General features: G+C 63.7%; 21 protein-coding genes. 10 read left to right on the forward strand and 11 right to left on the reverse strand.

Features of this window, described 5'->3' with window-relative positions; translation table 11 throughout:
* Positions 1–73: 73 nt before the first annotated feature.
* Both ACVMDN_RS24690 and ACVMDN_RS24695 read left to right on the forward strand, forming a co-directional pair.
* Positions 74–964 carry a quinoprotein relay system zinc metallohydrolase 2 gene (locus ACVMDN_RS24690; protein WP_456835861.1) on the forward strand — a complete coding sequence of 297 codons (891 nt, stop codon included), beginning with the start codon at positions 74–76 and terminating at the stop codon, positions 962–964.
* Between the two features lie 43 nt (positions 965–1007).
* A complete protein-coding gene (locus ACVMDN_RS24695; protein WP_456834859.1) occupies positions 1008–1832 on the forward strand; it encodes a quinoprotein dehydrogenase-associated SoxYZ-like carrier in 825 nt (274 codons plus the stop codon).
* A 121-nt stretch (positions 1833–1953) separates the two neighbouring features.
* Here the strand turns inward: ACVMDN_RS24695 and ACVMDN_RS24700 are convergent, their stop codons facing one another.
* Positions 1954–2295 carry a hypothetical protein gene (locus ACVMDN_RS24700; protein ID WP_371852187.1) on the reverse strand — a complete coding sequence of 114 codons (342 nt, stop codon included), beginning with the start codon at positions 2293–2295 and terminating at the stop codon, positions 1954–1956.
* A 149-nt stretch (positions 2296–2444) separates the two neighbouring features.
* Between ACVMDN_RS24700 and ACVMDN_RS24705 the strand changes: the two genes are divergently transcribed.
* From ACVMDN_RS24705 to ACVMDN_RS24720, 4 genes are read left to right on the forward strand one after another with little or no spacing between them, the layout of a single operon-like run.
* Positions 2445–3377 (forward strand): ABC transporter substrate-binding protein, encoded by a 933-nt coding sequence (locus tag ACVMDN_RS24705; RefSeq protein WP_168856108.1) that lies wholly within the window; start codon positions 2445–2447, stop codon positions 3375–3377.
* 2 nt (positions 3378–3379) lie between these two features.
* Positions 3380–4117 carry an ABC transporter permease gene (locus ACVMDN_RS24710; RefSeq protein WP_057020570.1) on the forward strand — a complete coding sequence of 246 codons (738 nt, stop codon included), beginning with the start codon at positions 3380–3382 and terminating at the stop codon, positions 4115–4117.
* On the forward strand, positions 4107–4817 hold the full coding sequence (locus ACVMDN_RS24715) for an ABC transporter ATP-binding protein (protein WP_076834171.1): 711 nt from the start codon (positions 4107–4109) through the stop codon (positions 4815–4817). The genes ACVMDN_RS24710 and ACVMDN_RS24715 overlap by 11 nt, the downstream gene beginning before the upstream one ends.
* Before the next feature lie 40 nt (positions 4818–4857).
* The gene (locus ACVMDN_RS24720; RefSeq protein WP_057020572.1) at positions 4858–5211 is read left to right on the forward strand and encodes a hypothetical protein; all 354 of its coding nucleotides are present in this window, start codon (positions 4858–4860) and stop codon (positions 5209–5211) included.
* Positions 5212–5216: 5 nt separating this feature from the next.
* Here ACVMDN_RS24720 and ACVMDN_RS24725 read toward each other — a convergent pair whose 3' ends face one another.
* The 4 genes from ACVMDN_RS24725 to ACVMDN_RS24740 all read right to left on the reverse strand — a co-directional run bounded on the left by ACVMDN_RS24725 (position 5217) and on the right by ACVMDN_RS24740 (position 7493).
* Positions 5217–5453 (reverse strand): hypothetical protein, encoded by a 237-nt coding sequence (locus tag ACVMDN_RS24725; RefSeq protein ID WP_168856069.1) that lies wholly within the window; start codon positions 5451–5453, stop codon positions 5217–5219.
* A 117-nt stretch (positions 5454–5570) separates the two neighbouring features.
* Positions 5571–6455: a hypothetical protein gene (locus ACVMDN_RS24730; protein WP_375162599.1), complete on the reverse strand. Its 885-nt coding sequence runs from the start codon at positions 6453–6455 to the stop codon at positions 5571–5573.
* A 223-nt stretch (positions 6456–6678) separates the two neighbouring features.
* Positions 6679–6759 carry a pyrroloquinoline quinone precursor peptide PqqA gene (pqqA, locus tag ACVMDN_RS24735; RefSeq protein WP_009031067.1) on the reverse strand — a complete coding sequence of 27 codons (81 nt, stop codon included), beginning with the start codon at positions 6757–6759 and terminating at the stop codon, positions 6679–6681.
* A gap of 335 nt (positions 6760–7094) precedes the next feature.
* Positions 7095–7493: an EF-hand domain-containing protein gene (locus tag ACVMDN_RS24740; protein ID WP_092083082.1), complete on the reverse strand. Its 399-nt coding sequence runs from the start codon at positions 7491–7493 to the stop codon at positions 7095–7097.
* A gap of 193 nt (positions 7494–7686) precedes the next feature.
* Between ACVMDN_RS24740 and ACVMDN_RS24745 the strand changes: the two genes are divergently transcribed.
* The 4 genes from ACVMDN_RS24745 (at position 7687) to ACVMDN_RS24760 (ending at position 11137) form a co-directional block, all read left to right on the forward strand.
* A complete protein-coding gene (locus ACVMDN_RS24745) occupies positions 7687–7932 on the forward strand; it encodes a hypothetical protein (RefSeq protein WP_456814777.1) in 246 nt (81 codons plus the stop codon).
* A 220-nt stretch (positions 7933–8152) separates the two neighbouring features.
* Positions 8153–9817, forward strand: a complete 1665-nt coding sequence (locus ACVMDN_RS24750; protein ID WP_076834181.1) for a methanol/ethanol family PQQ-dependent dehydrogenase — start codon at positions 8153–8155, stop codon at positions 9815–9817.
* 79 nt (positions 9818–9896) lie between these two features.
* Complete coding sequence (locus ACVMDN_RS24755; RefSeq protein WP_229188856.1) at positions 9897–10184, forward strand: c-type cytochrome; 288 nt, start codon at positions 9897–9899, stop codon at positions 10182–10184.
* Positions 10181–11137 carry a substrate-binding periplasmic protein gene (locus ACVMDN_RS24760; protein WP_141339829.1) on the forward strand — a complete coding sequence of 319 codons (957 nt, stop codon included), beginning with the start codon at positions 10181–10183 and terminating at the stop codon, positions 11135–11137. Before ACVMDN_RS24755 ends, ACVMDN_RS24760 begins: the two co-directional genes overlap by 4 nt.
* A gap of 12 nt (positions 11138–11149) precedes the next feature.
* Here ACVMDN_RS24760 and ACVMDN_RS24765 read toward each other — a convergent pair whose 3' ends face one another.
* From ACVMDN_RS24765 to ACVMDN_RS24790, 6 genes are read right to left on the reverse strand one after another with little or no spacing between them, the layout of a single operon-like run.
* The gene (locus ACVMDN_RS24765) at positions 11150–12058 is read right to left on the reverse strand and encodes a flagellin (protein ID WP_141339830.1); all 909 of its coding nucleotides are present in this window, start codon (positions 12056–12058) and stop codon (positions 11150–11152) included.
* Between the two features lie 16 nt (positions 12059–12074).
* Positions 12075–13850 carry a flagellar hook-associated protein FlgK gene (gene flgK, locus ACVMDN_RS24770; RefSeq protein ID WP_456814778.1) on the reverse strand — a complete coding sequence of 592 codons (1776 nt, stop codon included), beginning with the start codon at positions 13848–13850 and terminating at the stop codon, positions 12075–12077.
* 27 nt (positions 13851–13877) lie between these two features.
* On the reverse strand, positions 13878–14333 hold the full coding sequence (locus tag ACVMDN_RS24775; RefSeq protein WP_038379117.1) for a hypothetical protein: 456 nt from the start codon (positions 14331–14333) through the stop codon (positions 13878–13880).
* A gap of 19 nt (positions 14334–14352) precedes the next feature.
* On the reverse strand, positions 14353–14607 hold the full coding sequence (locus ACVMDN_RS24780) for a hypothetical protein (protein ID WP_141339832.1): 255 nt from the start codon (positions 14605–14607) through the stop codon (positions 14353–14355).
* On the reverse strand, positions 14604–15893 hold the full coding sequence (gene flgE, locus ACVMDN_RS24785; protein WP_456834858.1) for a flagellar hook protein FlgE: 1290 nt from the start codon (positions 15891–15893) through the stop codon (positions 14604–14606). Before flgE ends, ACVMDN_RS24780 begins: the two co-directional genes overlap by 4 nt.
* 19 nt (positions 15894–15912) lie before the next feature.
* Positions 15913–16572, reverse strand: a complete 660-nt coding sequence (locus ACVMDN_RS24790; protein WP_310885676.1) for a flagellar hook assembly protein FlgD — start codon at positions 16570–16572, stop codon at positions 15913–15915.
* Between the last annotated feature and the right edge of the window lie 62 nt (positions 16573–16634).

The following is a 16634-nucleotide window of genomic DNA, read 5'->3' on the forward strand; positions in this document are numbered from 1 at the left end:
CATCGATCGCGCGTCGCGGAGTAACTGAGGCGGAAACATGGCTCATGGCGGTTCGGTGCTTGCGCTGCTCCTGATGCTTTGGGCGCCGACCATAGCGCGGGCGCAAGAGGCGGAATTGCCTGTAAGCGAAGTCGCTCCCGGAATATTCGTTCACACCGGGGTCACCGCATTGATGACGCGCGAGAACGAAGGCGCCATCGCCAATGTGGGATTCGTGATCGGCGACAGCGCCGTCGCCGTCATCGACACCGGCGGCAGCGTCCGCGAAGGACGACAGCTGCTCGCCGCGGTCCGCAGCCGTACCGACAAGCCGATCCGCTACGTGATCAACACCCACGCCCATCCGGATCACAGCTTCGGCAATGCGGCTTTCGTCGGCGACGGGACCAGCTTCGTCGGCCATAAGTCTTTGCCACGCGCGCTGGCCGCGCGCGGGCAATTCTACCTCGACGGGTTTCGCCGGACCATGGGCGACGAGCTGATCGACGAGGTGAAGATCATCCCCCCGACCGTGCTGGTCGCGGACACGCTGAGGCTCGACCTCGGCGGCCGGGCCCTCACCCTGAAGGCGTGGCCGCCCGCCCATAGCGACAACGACCTCACGGTCCTCGACGAGCAAACCAGCACCCTGTTCGCCGGCGACATGGTGTTTCTCATCCATATTCCCGTGGTCGACGGCAGCCTCAAGGGCTGGCTGCGTGCGCTCGACGAGCTCGTGGCGATCACCGCCGAGCGCGTGGTCCCCGGTCACGGGCCCGTGAGCGCGTGGCCGGCCGCGCTTGCCGACGAGCGGCGTTATCTTGGGGTGCTGGCCGCGGACGTGCGCGCACTGGTCGCAAGCGGCAAGCCGATCACGGCCGCGGCCGAGCACGCGGCAGCCGCCGAGCGGCCGCGCTGGCAATTGTTCGACGACTACAACGCCCGCAACGCAACTGCAGCATTCTCGGAAATTGAATGGGAGTAGCTGTTCGTCCTATAGTGAGGCGGCTGCATAGGATTTCGCGAACATGACCGGACATCGCGCCCGCCTGCTTTGCATCGCAAGCCTGCTCACGATCGCGCTGGGCACACCGGCTGCGCCCGCCGCGGAGGCCTATGATCCCTGGCCGGGTCTTGTCCAGGACATCTTCAGCAACCGCCCGATGAATGACGGCAATGATGTCATCGGCATCGAGATGCCGATGCGCGCGGAAGACGCCGCGATCGTGCCAGTGACGCTGCGCACCAAGCTGCAGCCGAGCGACAGCCGCCGCGTCGTCGCGATCACGCTTGTGATCGACGAGAATCCGGCGCCGATGGCCGCGAAGTTCACGCTGGGGCCGGCCGCCAACGTCACCGAGATCTCGACCCGTGTCCGCGTCAACAACTACACCAATGTGCACGCCGTCGCGGAGCTCAGCGACGGCAAGCTCTATGTCAGCAAGATCTATGTCAAAGCCTCCGGCGGCTGCTCGGCGCCGGCCGGCAAGAACGTCGAGGAAGCCAGGAACCGCCTCGGCCAGATGCGCTACCGGCAATTCACCAAGCCCGAACAGGGACCTGCGACCAGCACGCGGGAAGCCCAGATCATGATCGGGCATCCGAATAATTCAGGCCTGCAGATGGACCAGGTCACGCAGCTCTATATCCCGGCCTTCTTCGTCAACGAGCTGCACATCTGGCAGGACGACAGTCCGGTGCTGGCGATGGAGGGCGGAATCTCGATTTCCGAGGATCCCAATATCCGCTTCACCTACGTCTCGAATGGCGCCAAGCGCTTCCGTGCCGAAGCCAAGGACACCGAAGGGCATATCTTCGAGCACGAATGGAAGGTCGAGAATCCCGGCACCTGACGCCTCGCGTCACGACGGACGCAAAATGCAATGAGATCAGGTTGGATCGCTATCGCGCCTTAGCCCGATATTTAAGCATGATGTTTCCGGAAAACCGCTTCGCACTTTTCCGGATCATGCTCTAGAAGCACCTGACTTCGGCTTCGGCCTGGGCGCGCCTGAGGTCGTTGAGCGCGTTCGCGGCCTGCTCGGACGAGCGGAACTGGCCGCCCAGATTGCCGCGCACCTGCGCCATGCTCAGCACGGTCTCGGCGGTGACATAGCGATCGTAGGGGATGATCGAGGCGACGACGTCGATCGAGCAGGAACATTGCTCGATCGACTGCCGGGATTCGCCATTGGCCTTCATGCAGCCGAACACATATTCCGCCCGCGCCGAGGTCGGATAGTCGTTGATCTCCTGGGCCCGCACGCTGACGGCCGTCCCGGCCAGCACCAGGATGGCGACAATCGGTCGTAGCATGCCAGCTCCTGCCATCGTCCTGCTTCCTCTTCTCTTTCCGCAAGCTATGCTATGGATGTTGATCAGAAAAGAAAACATTCGGGGAAGTGGCTCAAGAAACGATGATCATCTCTGTACGCACGGTGTTGGCTGCGGCAGTTCTGGCGGTCATGCAGTTCGGCACCTCGTGCTACGCGCAGACCATCCGCGTTGCAGCGCAGAAGACCGGAACGCTGGCCTGGGAACTGGCCGTCATTCGCTCCCATGGTCTCGACAAGAAGGCCAATCTGTCGATCGACGTCGTCGAATTGGCCAGCCCCGAGGCCGGCAAGATCGCGCTGCGCGCCGGCACGGCCGATGTGATGGTATCGGACTGGCCCTGGGTGTCGCGCGAGCGGTCGCTCGGCGCCAAGCTGCAATTCTATCCCTATTCGAGCGCGCTCGGCGCCGTGATGGTCCCGGCCTCCTCGCCGGTCAAGACGCTCGCGGACCTCAAGGGGCGGAAGCTTGCTATTGCCGGCGGGGCGATCGACAAGAACTGGCTGTTGCTGCAAGCCGCATCGAAGCAGGACGGCGTCGACCTGAAGTCGCAGGCGACCATCGTCTACGGCGCGCCGCCGCTGCTCGCCGCCAAGACGCTCGGCGGCGAGATGGACGCGACGCTCAATTACTGGAATTTCTGCGCCGCGCTCGAAGCCAAGGGCTTTCGCCGGCTCGCCGGGATGGAAGAGATCCTGCAAAAGCTCGGCAGCAAGGGCCGCATTGCCATGATCGGCTACGTGTTCGACGAAGCCTGGGCCAATGCCAACAAGGATCTGGTGGCCCGCTTCATCGCGGTGACCCGCGCGGCGAAAGAGATTCTGGCGACCTCGGATGCCGAATGGGACGCGATCGCGCCGCTCACCGGCGCGCAGGATCCCGCAACCCTGCATGCCTATCGTGAGCGCTACCGCGAAGGCATCCCGCGCCGTCCGATCGCGGACGAAGAGGCCGATGCGCGCGTGCTCTACCGGGTGCTGGCGCAGCTCGGCGGCCGCGATCTGGTCGGCACGGCAACCGAGCTCGATCCCGGCACCTTCTACCAAGCGATCCCGGGAGACTAGCGGTGCTGCGTCTCCTCTCATTCACGCTGTTCATCGCGACCTGGTGGATCGCCTCGCTGCTGATCGGCGATGCGAAGCTGCCGGCGCCGCCGGCGGTGCTGTCGGTGCTCGTCGCCGAAGCCCGATCGGGCGCGCTGTTCGTCAATCTCGGCGCAACCCTGGCCCGGGTCGCGCTGGCCTTCACCCTTGCCATGGCGCTCGGCTCGGCGATCGGCTATTTGATGGGCCGTGTCTCGCTTGCCAATCGCCTTGGCGATCCCTGGCTGATCCTGCTGCTCAACCTGCCCGCGCTCGTCGTCATCGTGCTCGCTTACATCTGGGCCGGGCTGACCGAGGTCGCCGCGATCGCCGCCATCGCCATCAACAAGCTGCCGACCGCCGTCGTCACCCTGCGCGAAGGCGCCCGCGCGCTCGATCCTGCGCTCGACGAAATGGCGACAGCGTTTTCTTTTCCGCGCGGCCGCGCCTTCCGTCATGTGATCCTGCCGCAGCTTGCGCCCTACATCGCGGCCGCTGCGCGCTCCGGGCTCTCGCTGGTCTGGAAGATCGTGCTGGTCGCCGAATATCTCGGCCGGCCGAACGGCGTCGGCTTCGAGATCGGGGTTGCCTTCCAGCTGTTCGACATCCCCTTGCTGCTTGCCTATTCACTGAGCTTTGCGGGTGTCGTGCTCATCATCGAAACCCTGCTGGTGCAGCCGTTTGAAACCAGGCTAACGCGGTGGCGGCTCCGTGCAGCTTGAAGTCAATATCACCGGCAAGAGTTTTGAGAGCGCGGCCGGGAAGCGGCACGACGTGCTCGACAACGTCACCTTCACGCTGAACGCTGGCGAGGTCGGCGTGCTGTTCGGCCCGTCAGGCTGCGGCAAGAGCACCCTGCTCCGGATCCTCGCCGGGCTCGACGCCAACTACCGGGGCCATGTCGCGCGGTCGCCGGGCATGCGCCTTGGCATGGTCTTCCAGGAGCCGCGGCTGTTGCCCTGGCGCACGGTCGAGGAAAATGTGCGGCTGGCCGCGCCGCATGTCGACGACAGCACGCTCTCTGCGCTGTTCGAGGTGCTTGAACTGGGCGCGCACCGCAACCATTTTCCCGCGGAGCTGTCGCTCGGCCTCGCCCGCCGCGTCGCGCTGGCCCGCGCCTTCGCCATCGAGCCCGATTTCCTGATCCTCGATGAGCCGCTGGCCTCGCTCGACAATGCGCTCGCGGGGCGGCTGCGCGACCAGGTCGCGACGCTGGTGGCGAGCCGGAAAATGATGACCTTGCTCGTCACCCACGATCTCGACGACGCCGTTCGCCTCGGCGATCGCCTGTTCTTCCTGTCATCGCGGCCGGCCCGAATCCTCCACGTCGAGACCATTGCCACACCACGCGCGACGCGCGGCGAACCCGAGATCGACGAAATCAAGCGGCAACTCTCACAGTTGGACCTTGCAAATATGTGAGACGCCGTCATCCTTGGACGAAGCATAAAGGAGAGGCTGGATGTCGCGCGCGTTGATCGCTGTTGGTGTTGCGTCGCTTGTGCTGCCGGCGACGGTGCTCGCCCAAAGCAAGGGCAAAGGCATTCGGCTGTGGAATCTGACCAGCGCCACGATTTCGAGCTTTGCGCTGTCGCCGGCAGGCAAGAACGAGTGGGGTCCGAACCAGACGCTCAATGACAAGGACAAGGAAGTCGACCATGACGAGCGCCTGCGGATCACCGGCGTCGAGCCCGGCCGCTACGACGCCAAGGTCGGCTACAGCGGCGCCAGGCAGTGCTTCGTTCGCGACATCGAGATCAAGGCCGACGCCGTGTTTTCGGTATCCGACAAGGACTTGAAGGACTGCAACAAATAGGAAGGCTAACCCGCCGGCAGCTCGCCGCCCGTGCCGGCCCGATCGTTGCTGTGCGGATATTCGCAACGCCAGCGCACCGCGGTCCATTTCGGATGTTCGCCGACCCACCGCGCGATGTAAGGCGGCGCGGCCATGGCGCATTGCTGCAGCGAGCCGTTCCAGTTGAACACCAGATGCTGCTCCTCGCAGGTGGCGGGCGACAGCACGGCACATACCGTGACGATCAGATCAATCGGGTTCATGCGCGATCCCTAAGCGTGCTCATGCAATAGATAACACGGCGAAATACGTAATCAGCCACGTCCGGGTTTCACAGCCCCGTGAGAGGTTGGGGAACCCGGTCCGGGAGGCTTCACGCTCTAGAAGTTCAAACCGTACACCAGCCGCGCCTGATGGCGCTCGAAATTGACGAGGTCGAGGGCGGCATTGCTTCCGGCCCGCTGCCCCCAGGCCTGGACGCTCCAGGTCGCGGTCAGGCGTGAACGTTCGGAGAGCTGGAAATAGGCGGTCGGTCCGATGAACAGCGCCTGCCCGGACAGTTCATCCAGGCCGATTCCCTCGTACTTCCTGAAATAGCGCGCTTCGCCGCCGATCAGGATATCCGGCTTCACCCTGGCCATGAGGCCGAATGCGGCACCGATGGTGGCATCCTGATCCGCAGCGCCGGTGCGCGGCGTGCGCGTCCATTCGGGCTCATAGCTTAGGTTGAGGGCCGCGATGACAAAATTCGGGATCACCTCGCGGTCGAACGCGACCGTGAGTTCGGTGCCATAACTACGGACGGCTGCGGCCGTCGTCTCGTCGACGCGATCGGCACGCGTCTCCAGCGCGACCGTCATGCCAAAGGGCGCCGTCTCGCGATTCAGAAAGCGATAGCGGAAATCGACCGAGACGCTCTGCCACGACAGCTGGCGCCGATCGTCAAGACCCGGAACGCGGTTGATGTCGTATGCGCCGAATGACGTTCCGAGCTCGACACGAAAATTCGGCGCGGGCACGAGCTCGAGCTCCATTTCCTGATTGAGCGTGCGATACCGGCCGCCGTCCTTGGCGAAGCGCCCTGTGGTCTGGCTCTGGAATTCGCGCTCACCGACATTGCCCACGTCGGAGCCGATCATGAAGCCGAAGATGTGCTCGGTATCAAAGTCCTCGGCATATGCGCCAGGCGGCAACGCCGCCGCGATGCCGGCAATCGCCGCGCACAGCATCCCCGCCCAACGCCCGGTCTTGAGTTTTGGATTCATCGTCCCCGCACCACCGCCTCAGGCCACACTGTAGGACAAAGCAGCTAGGCCCGCCAATCGCGCAGGTGGTGTCGGTCTCAAGGTCTTGTGGGAAGGGTATGAGAGAAGCTGTCCGAGCGGCCGCAGCGCCCGAGAAAGACACGTTCGACAAAAGACGCCTGCCCGGCTCGATGCAGCGCGCTGCACGAGCCGGGCAGGCTGTCTCGCGTTACTTGTCTTAAGATTACTTGCGCGCTGCGCAGGCGTACATGTTGATTTCCATGCCCACCGGCACTTCGACGATCTTCGGTGTTTTCCAGGCCATTTCCTTCTCCCAAGTCATAAGTTGGCGCAAGCCTCGCGCCGCGCGGCAAGCTAGGGCTGCCTTTTCCAGGGCGCAAGCCGGCCGGGTAAGGACCCGACTTCGCTGCTGGACATGCCGAAGCGGACGACGGCTCGCTGACATCTGCCCGGCATTGGGAACTCCGACACTGATCTGTCGGGCATTTTCCGGCTGCCGGGCGGCGACGCGTGGGTAAGGAGACCCGATTCATCCAGCCGCGTCTTGCCCAAGAGCGAAATCGCAACTTTTTTTGTTATGTGCGGAATTCTGCGTCAATATCCGGCAAATCCGCCCGGCAAAGTTCGCCGGCTGGCAACTTATTTGAGCAGGCGCAGCAGGGCCCGGCCGGCGCGCGAGTTCAACTCCTTCGCATCCAGCGTTCCGTCATTGTCGGGATCTGCGGCCTTGAAGCGCTGCTCGACGACCGCGAGATATTCGTCGAGCGTCAGGGTGCCGTCGTGATCGGGATCGGCAGCGGCCAGTTCTTTCGCGGTCAGCCGTCCACGCAATTCGCGCGCGTCGAGCGTGCCGTCATGGTCGGGATCGAGCTTCGCGAACAGATTGGCGGCAGCCTTCTTGGCTTCGGCGAGATCGACCGTACCGTCATTATCAGGATCGAGCATCTTCAGCGCGCCCTTGCGGCCGGATGCCGCCAGGGCGGGCGCCGACAGGACGGCCATGGCCAAAGTCAGAGCAAACGATCGACGCGAAATCATCATTCATCTCCCTTACGTGCCGCTCCGGCGACGGGGCGAAGTGCGCCACGAAAAGCGCACCATAACAGCCTTGGCGAACCTTCGACAGCTGGCGCAACCGGTGAGTCCTTGTCGGTTTTCGGGTGGAAAGAGACCTCCCGACTGGTCACCTGTGAAGCTCCGACGTATCGCACCAAGATGATCGAGGCGAGCCATGAGCGACATTTGGAGGAGCGCATTGGGCTGTCTGGTTGTGCTCGGTCTGCTTGCGCCCGTGTCCGCGCAGACCCGGCACCCTGCCCCATCGGCGGAGGCGGTCCAGCAGCGCGTGCTCACCGGCAAGGAGCGGCTCGGCCGCAAATGGACCGACGAGCAGCGTATCGATAATTGCAATGTGCCGCCGGACAAGCGGGGCGCGAAACCGCGGCCGGGTGTCTGTCCTCCGACGCCGTCCAGCTGACGGTTCGCGCCGCGGCATCACGGCGGGCCGCGCTGGTGTAGCGTATTCCACGCGGCAAGCCACGAACGCATCTGCGAAAGACCTGACGCTTTCGATCAGTCTCTTGCGGTTAGCGGGCGCTCGTTCACGTTTTCGTATTGACCCGTTTTGGTTTCAGGCGGATGGTTCCGTCCGCAACGTCAGGAATAGGCGTGCGAAAAAGGTTCATTGGGAGGATAGGATGAGACGCATTGCGCTGGCCGCAAGCCTCGTGATTCTTGCATCGTATGGTGCAAGCGCCCAGACCAACGAGCAGTTGGTCAAGGGGGCGACTGATACTTCGAACGTTCTCAATTACGGCATGGGTTACAATCTTCAGCGCTTCTCGACGCTGAACCAGATCAACAAGGACACGGTCAAGAATCTCGTTCCCGTTTGGAATTACAGTCTCGCCGACGATCGCAGCGAGCAATCGCAGCCGTTGATCTACCAGGGCACCATCTATCTCACCACGCACAACGCCACGATGGCGATTGACGCCAAATCCGGCAAGCAGGTGTGGAAGACCAAGGTCGAATATCCCGCCGAAACACCGCGCATCGTCTGCTGCGGCATCATCAACCGCGGCGCGGCGCTGTTCGATGGCAAGGTGTTCCGCACCACGCTCGACGCCAATGTGATCGCGCTCGATGCCAAGACCGGCAAGGAGCTGTGGCGCCAGAAGGCCGCGGATATCAAGGAAGGCTACTCGATGACGGTGGCCCCGCTGGTCGCCGACGGCGTCGTGATCACCGGCATCTCGGGCGCCGAGTTCGGCACCCGCGGCTTCATCGACGGCTGGGATCCCGCAACCGGCAAGCATCTATGGCGCACCCATACCATCCCGTCCCCGGACGAACCCGGTGGCGACACCTGGAAGGGCGACACCTGGAAGCTCGGCGGCGGATCGACCTGGATCACCGGCTCCTACGATGCCGAGCTGAACACCGTCTATTGGGGCATCGGCAACCCCGGACCGTTCAATTCGGCGGTGCGTCCCGGCGACAACCTCTACACTTGCTCGGTGCTCGCGCTGGATCCGAAGACCGGCAAGATCAAGTGGCACTACCAGTTCTCGCCGAACAACCCGTTCGACTATGACTCGGTTGCCGAGATGGTGCTCGCCGACATGACCGTCGAGGGCAAGCCGACCAAGGTGCTGATGGACGCCAACCGCAACGGCTTCTTCTACGTGCTCGATCGCACCAATGGAAAGCTGCTCGCGGCCAATCCTTACGTGACGGTCAACTGGGCGAGCGGCATCGATCTGAAAACCGGCCGTCCGATCGAGACCGACATCTCCAAGGATGCGCGCGACGGCAAGAAAGTCCTGGTGCAACCGTCGATCCTTGGCGGCAAGAACTGGGAGCCGATGTCGTACAATCCGCAGACCGGCCTAGCCTACGCCAATACGCTCAATATCGGCGGCAACTACAAGGCCGAGCCCGCGACCTACAAGCAGGGCGAATGGTATCTCGGCATGGACCTCACCGATCCCTGGGCCTGGCCCAACGGACCGCGCGGCTATCTCAAGGCCATCGAGCCCATGACTGGAAAGAGCAAGTGGGAGGTGGCGAGCGACATCCCGCGCTTCTCGGGTGTGCTCTCGACCGCCGGCGGCGTCGTGTTCTCCGGCCAGCTGACCGGTGAATTCGATGCGTTCGACGCCGAGAACGGCAAGAAGCTGTGGAGCTTCCAGACCGGCTCCGGCATCGAAGGCCAGCCGGTGACCTGGCAGCAAGATGGCGTTCAGTATATCGCCGTCACCAGCGGCTACGGCGGAGTGTACTCGATCTTCTCCGGCGACGAGCGCCTTGCGAAAGTGCCGACGGGCGGGTCCCTCTGGGTCTTCGCCGTCAAGCAGTGAGCGCGGATCGCACGTGAAGACAGTATCGATCTGGACGGCGGCGGTGTTCACCGCCGCCGCGATGACGGGCATCGCGACCATGACGATGCCTGCCATCGCACAGCAAGCAAATGCCGACGGCGATCAGGCCACGATCGACAAGGGCAAAGTCACCTACGCCCAGAAGTGTTCGCACTGCCATGGTCCGAACATGGTCAATTCGGGCACGGTCACGCCGGACCTTCGTACCCATCCCGATGACAAGACACGGTTCGTCACCACGGTGAAGCAGGGCAAGAACGGCAAGATGCCGCCGTGGGGCGACATCCTGAGCGACGAGGAGATATCGGATCTCTGGGCCTTCGTCGCAAGCCGGAGAAAGCCATGAGGGCCTGGACCGCGGCGCTAGCCGCCGCTCTCGGCTTCGCACTGATCTCGACGCTTGCCGGCGTGACCGCGGCACGCGCGGCCGACGAGCCGCTCCGAGTCTGTCTCGACGAGGACCTGCCGCCGTTTTCCGTGCATCATCGCGGCAAGCCCGCCTCGGGCTTCGACGTTGCGCTCGCGCAGGCAATAACCGGGCGGCTCGGCCGCAAGCTCGAGATCCAGTGGTTCGAAAGCAAGCTCGATGACACCGCAAGCCCGGCGCTCGAAGCCAATGCGCTGCTGTCGGACGGGCGCTGCTCGTTGGTCGGCGGCTACGCGCTTACCACGGACTCGCTGAAGGCGCCCGGCGTCACGACGGCCAAGCTGCCGGACTTCGACGGCGCCACCCGCGAGGATCGCCGCCGGCGGATCCCGATCGGCGTGCTGGCGCCGAGCCAGCCCTACATCTATTCGCCGATGACCGTCGTGCTCGGTCCCAAGGCCAAAGACAAGATCAAGGAGCGCAAGATCACCGATATCGGCGATCTCGCCGGCCTTCGCCTGACGATCGAAAGCGGCACGCTGGGCGACGCCATCCTGATGACCTTCGACAAGGGAAAGCTGATCGACGACATCACGCACCTCGTTCCGGGGCGCAGCGATCTGTTGGGCGAACTGGAACGCGGCGAATTCGACGCCACATTGCTCGACCTGCGCCGCTTCGACGCCTACCGCGCTGAACATCCGGACACCAGGATCACGGCCTCGGGCTACTATTATCCGATCGGCGCCAACCGCGGCTACGTTGCGCTCGAGACCGACAAGGTCCTGCTGGAATCGGTCAACAAGGTCCTCACCGACCTGCAGGCCAAGGGAACCATCGCGGAGCTCGGCAAGGCTGCCGGCCTCACCTGGCTTCCGCCGCGCGAGCCGATCATTCTCGGCGATGTCTGGCTGAAGATTCTGAACCGGTGATGCCGGCGATAGCTATCGCAAATAGCTCGCCAGATTCATGCTCTGGATCTTGGAGATCGCCGAATAGGACGCCGTCAGCTGCGCCTGATAGGTCGAAAGCTGTGCCGTCACGGCCGCGACATCGACGCTGGTGAGGTCCGTCGACAGCGTCTTCGCAAAATTCTGGTAATCGCTCTGGTTTGTGCTGGCGGTCTCGATCTGCGACGCCGCGGCCGACAGCTTTGCCTGCACGGTGGATGTGGCATCCAGCGCATTGCTCGCGAGGTCGAGCGCCTGCGTGATGTCGCTCGACGACAGCGTCGCGCTGTTGCCGACGTACTTCAACAGCCGCATCACCTGCTCGAACGCCGGATTGTCGGCGGTGACGCCGTACGAGATCGACTGGCTGTCCGACACGCGCACGGACGCGATCTCGCTGTCGCCCTTGTAGTAGCTGGTGTCTGATGTCGTCAGCGATCCGGTGCCGGTGTCGAAGCTCGACAGATCCGCCGGCGCGGTGTCGGTGCGGGCGCCGCTGAAGACATATTCGCCGTCATACTGGGTGTTGAGCAGCCCCTGCATCTGCGCCATGGCCTGCTGGGCGTAGTTGATCACCGATGCCGTCGCCGTGCTGCTGCCAGTGGTGGCCGCGCTGAGCTGGGTCCGCAACTGCGTGATGATGTCGGTCACCGAGCCGACCGCCGAATACATCACCTGCACCTTGTTATCGGCGAGTTGGCTGGCATCGATATAGGACTGCGCGCGCGTCACCGACACCTGCAAATTGATGACGCGCCCGGCGCCGGAACCGTAGCCGCCGAAATCTTCGGATTGCAGCCCGGAGGACTCCTGCACCTGCTCGTTGGCCATCACCGCCTGCACCCGCAACGCGTTCGATATCATCAGGTCCGACTGTGCAAAGGTGGCAACGCGCATCGTCATGACGACGGCCTCGGGTTCAGCTGGCGCTCATCGCGGTCATCAGCGCCGAGAACATGGCATTGATGGCGGTAATGATCTGGGACGCGGCGGCGTATTTGTTTTGCAACGCACTCAGATTTGCGGATTCCTCGTCAATGTTGACGCCAGACTGCGACGACAGCGAATTCGCATAGGTCGATTGCGCGGTTTGCTTGGCGGTGTAGGCCGCCGACGCCTGGGTCGCCTTGCCAGCGGCGTTGGCGACGATGGCGGCCGCGTAGTCCGTGAAAGAGCCGGTGGTCGCCCCGAGGCCGCCAGCCATGCCGAAATTGGTCGACCCCGTCAGCGCGCTCGAGAGCGCGTTCACCACCGTCGCCGAGCCCGGTGACAGCACCGAGTTTCCGGCCGTCATCGTGGACGACGCATCGAGCGTCGCCGTCGGCAGCGCCGCCGTGCCGTTGAGGATGTCGCTGCGAACGGCGATGTCGAACGCGCCGGTCCCCGTAATCAGGTCGTTGAACCCGAAGTAATCCGAAAAGCCCTCGCCCGAACTGCCGACCGAGCTCGTCATCTCGTTGATCGCAACGCCGTTGCTGGATGTGGTCGTCGAGATCGACAAGTGTCCGTTGGCATCGACCGAAGCTGACAGCCCCGAGATGCCGTTGATCGCGGTGGCGAGATCACCGACCGTGGCGTAGGACGACAGATCGAGGTCCCGGTAGGACACCAGATTGCCGCTCTTGTCCGCAACCGCGATGCGCACCGTGCCGGTTGCCGAGAACGGCGTCGTGCTGCTCACGGTGGCAGTTCCGGTCAGGCTGGCCGGCGGCGGCACCGACGTGCCCTGGTTCGACACCGCGTTGACGCTCGCGGTCAGCTGCCGGGCCAGCTCGTCGAGCTGCGACTGCGCGGCCGGCAGCGTCTGGTCGCGCAGCGTGATCAGCGCGCTGACCTTGCCCGAGGAGATCTGCGAGGTGATGTCGACGCCGTTGACGGAGATGCCGCTGAAACCGCTCGACGATCCCGCGCTGTACGTCGTCGACGCCGTGACGCTGGGCAGCGCCGTATAGCTCAGCGGATGCGCCGTGCTATCGACCAGCGCCTGCCCCGATCCGGTATAGATCTGCAGATCGCCGCTCGACGTGGTGAAATAGCTCACATTCATCATCGACGCGAGATCCTGGAGCGCACTGTTGCGCTGGTCCTCCAGATCGGCCGTCGACTGCCCGGCTGCCGCTTGCTGCTTGATCTGCTTGTTGAGGTCGGAGATCTGCTGCAGGTCGGAATTGATATCGGTGACCGACGATGCGATGTCCTGGTCGGCATTGGAGCGCAGCGTCTGGATGCCGTTCGAGGTCTGCTGCAGCTGCGTCGTTATCGCCGCAAGCGCGCTGACGGCGTTCGATTGCAGCGACGCGCTGCTCGGCGTGCTCGCCAGCGACGACAACGCCGACTCGAATGCCGCGATCGTGTTGGCCAGCGAGGTGCCCGTTGTGGAGCTGTCCGAGCTCGATGTGCTGCCATAGAGCTGCTGGAGCTCGGTCAGAAAGCTGTTGGTGGTATCGGCGGCGCCGAGATCGGAATCGGCCCCGACCAGCGACTTCAAAAGCAGCTTGTCGACCGCGCTGCTGATCCCCGTGATCGTGACGCCGGTACCGACACCGGAAGTGACGCTGCTGCTCTGGTTGGCGGTCTTCGCGGTATAGCCCTTGGTGTCGGCATTGGAGATATTGGCCGAAGCTACGCTGATCTGCACCTGCGTGGCTGACAGCCCGCTGAATGCGATGCTTCGTGCGATATCGAGCGACGACACGACCAACTCCCTCCGGCGCCGGCCCGATCAGGCCCGCACGTTGGTGCCATAGGACATCGCCGGCGTGACGCGACGACCGCCGGCGCCATAAGGCGATACGTTGGCGATCTGCTCGCGGATCGCCTGCATGATCGCCTCGATCCTGCGATTGCTGGCATCGATCGCAGCGCGTAGCCGCATCACATTCTCGTCCATCGCCATGCGCAGCTTCAGGATCCGGTCCATCAGCTGCTCGCGCAGCACGCGGTCCTGGACGTTGAGATTTGCCGTCTTGCCGACCGCTTCCGCCACACACTGCTCGAACAGGGTGGCAAGGCGATGCTTCTCGTCGACCTGCTTCAGTCGCGAGGCCGGCAAGCCCTTGGCGAGCTCGACATTCTCCTCGTTCACGATCGCGATCAGATTGTCGATCAGCGCGATCAACGACCTTGCGCGCTCGTCATTTCCCGCGGGATTGATCTTGATGTTGCGTTCCGGTGTCATGTCATCGCTCCCGTTCAAGCTAGTGTCCGCGACGCAGGGCGCGAACCGATTGTGCGCTGCGCCCGTACGCGGTGATTGCCGTTACCCGGACCGCGGCCCGGTTGAGTTCATGGTCGAGCCGCGCGCATTCGCGCATCAGCTGGTCCCGCAACGTTCCGACATCGTCGAGCAACGCACGAAGCTGCGCGCGATCGTCCGGCCGGACCGCAGCGGCCTTCGCCTTCAGCCGCTGAAGCCTGACCAGCAAGCGGTCACTTTGCTTTTCGGTCATCATCGCGACACCGCCGAGATCAGCGTATCGAACATCTTGTCGACTGTGGTGATCACCTGCGAGGCCGCCGAATAGGCCTGCTGCGCCGAGATCATGTTGGAGAACTGGCCGCTGGTATCGGTAGTGCTCGACTCCAGCTCGCTGCCGTAGATCGTGCCGGCGCCGTTGGTGCCCGAGGTCTGCAGCGTGGCGTTGCCGGAAGCTGCCGTCGCGGAGTACATGCCGTCGCTGGCCGCGCTCAATCCGTTGGGGTCGCTGAAGGTCGCGACCGCAATCTTGTAGATCGCGATCGTCTGCCCGTTGGAGTAGGTGGCGTCGACCACGCCCCCCTTGCCGATCGAAATGCTGCTCAGCTTGCCATAGGGCAGACCGTCCGACGTGATGCTGGTGAGATCGACCGCTGGCGTGGTCTCACCCGATGAATACTGCGTCAGGCCGTCGGTCTTGCCGGCCGTACCGAGATTGAGCGTGATGGCCGTGCCATTGGCGGCAGAACTGTCGGCCGCCCCATCCTTCCAGCCGGTCACCGAGATGACGGGAGGGCTCGGGCTGGTCGAGGCGAGCGAGCCGTCGCTGTTGAAGGTGATATCCACCGTATCGGTGATCGCGTTGGCGCTGTCTGTCGTGGAGTCCGAGGCGAGCTTTGGCGTCTCGAAATCGGCCTGCCAGCTGTTGTCGGCGGTCTTCTTCCAATCGATCTGGATCGTGCTTGCCGTGCCAAGCGAATCGTAGACCGTCATCGAGCTATTGAAGGTCGCACCGACCGCGGCATCGGCCGGCAGGTTCGCCGCGACGGTGGTCTTGGTGGTGGCGCTGCCGCTGGTGGAAGCCACCTGCGTATTGATCGGACCAAGGCTCGCGGCGGAGGCATTGCCGATGATGTTGCCGTCAGCGTCGGTGCGCCAGCCCTCGAGGTAATTGCCGTTGTTGACGAGGTAGCCCAGATTGTCGGTGGTGAACGCGCCGTTGCGCGTATAGGAGGTGGTGCCGCCGGACGTCGCGTTGGTGGTGACGAAGAAGCCGCTGCCCTGGATCGCGACGTCGGTGGCGTTGGTGGTCGCGGACAGCAAGCCCTGCTGGGTGATGTTGGCGCGGCCGGACACCGTGACGCCGCCGGACGTGTATGAGGTGGCGCTGTTCGACGCGGTCACCAGATCCTGGAACATCGCCGACGTGGTCTTGTAACCCGTGGTGTCGGCGTTGGAAATGTTGTCGGAAATCATTGCCAGCGACTGGCTCTGCGCGTTGAGCGCCGAGATCGCCGAGGAAAGAGCACCAGTGAGACTCATGATAAAACTCCGGAGGCAATCAGGACGTGACGCCGATGATGTTGGCGGCGCTGACGGGAACGCCGTTCACGAGCAGCGAGGGCGTCGAGCCGGAGGCATCGATGCCGGTCACCGTTCCTGTCATCGTGGTGTAGCTGAGCAGCGAGTTTCCGGCGGAGTCGGTCGCGGTCACCTGAATCGTGTATTGGCCACCGTCCTTGAGCTGGGTCCCGTCGGAGGACTGACCGTTCCAGGTGAAGGTGTTGGAGCCGGCGGTTCCGGTCCCCTTGCCGCTCCACACCGTGTTGCCCGAGGAGTCCTGGATCGTGATCGCGACGTTGGACGCAGCCGAGGTGAGCGAGTAGCCGAAGGTCGCCGAGCCGTTGCTCAGCTCCGCCGTGTTCGTCTTCGCCTCGACGGTGTGGCCGATATAGTTGACCGAGTTGAGCGTCACGAGGCTCGAGAACGAGCTCGCCAGCGACGTCATGCTGGCGTTGGTCGACTGCTGCTCGGTGAAGTTGGCGTAGGAGGTGAGCTGGTTGATGAAGTCGGTCGTGCTGGTGGCGTTCAGCGGATCCTGGTTTTGCAGCTCGCTGACGAGAAGGTTGAGGAAATCGGTCGAGCTCATCCCCATCGACGCGCTCGACGACGAGCTCGACGTGGTGGAGGTTGCAGCAGAGGTTGCCGAGGAGACGGTCATGACAAGGCTCTCTTCGCCGCGGAATGCGCGACGGAACGCGGTGGAACATTGGGGTCGTGATG

It is taken from the genome of Bradyrhizobium sp. USDA 4510, from assembly GCF_054059095.1.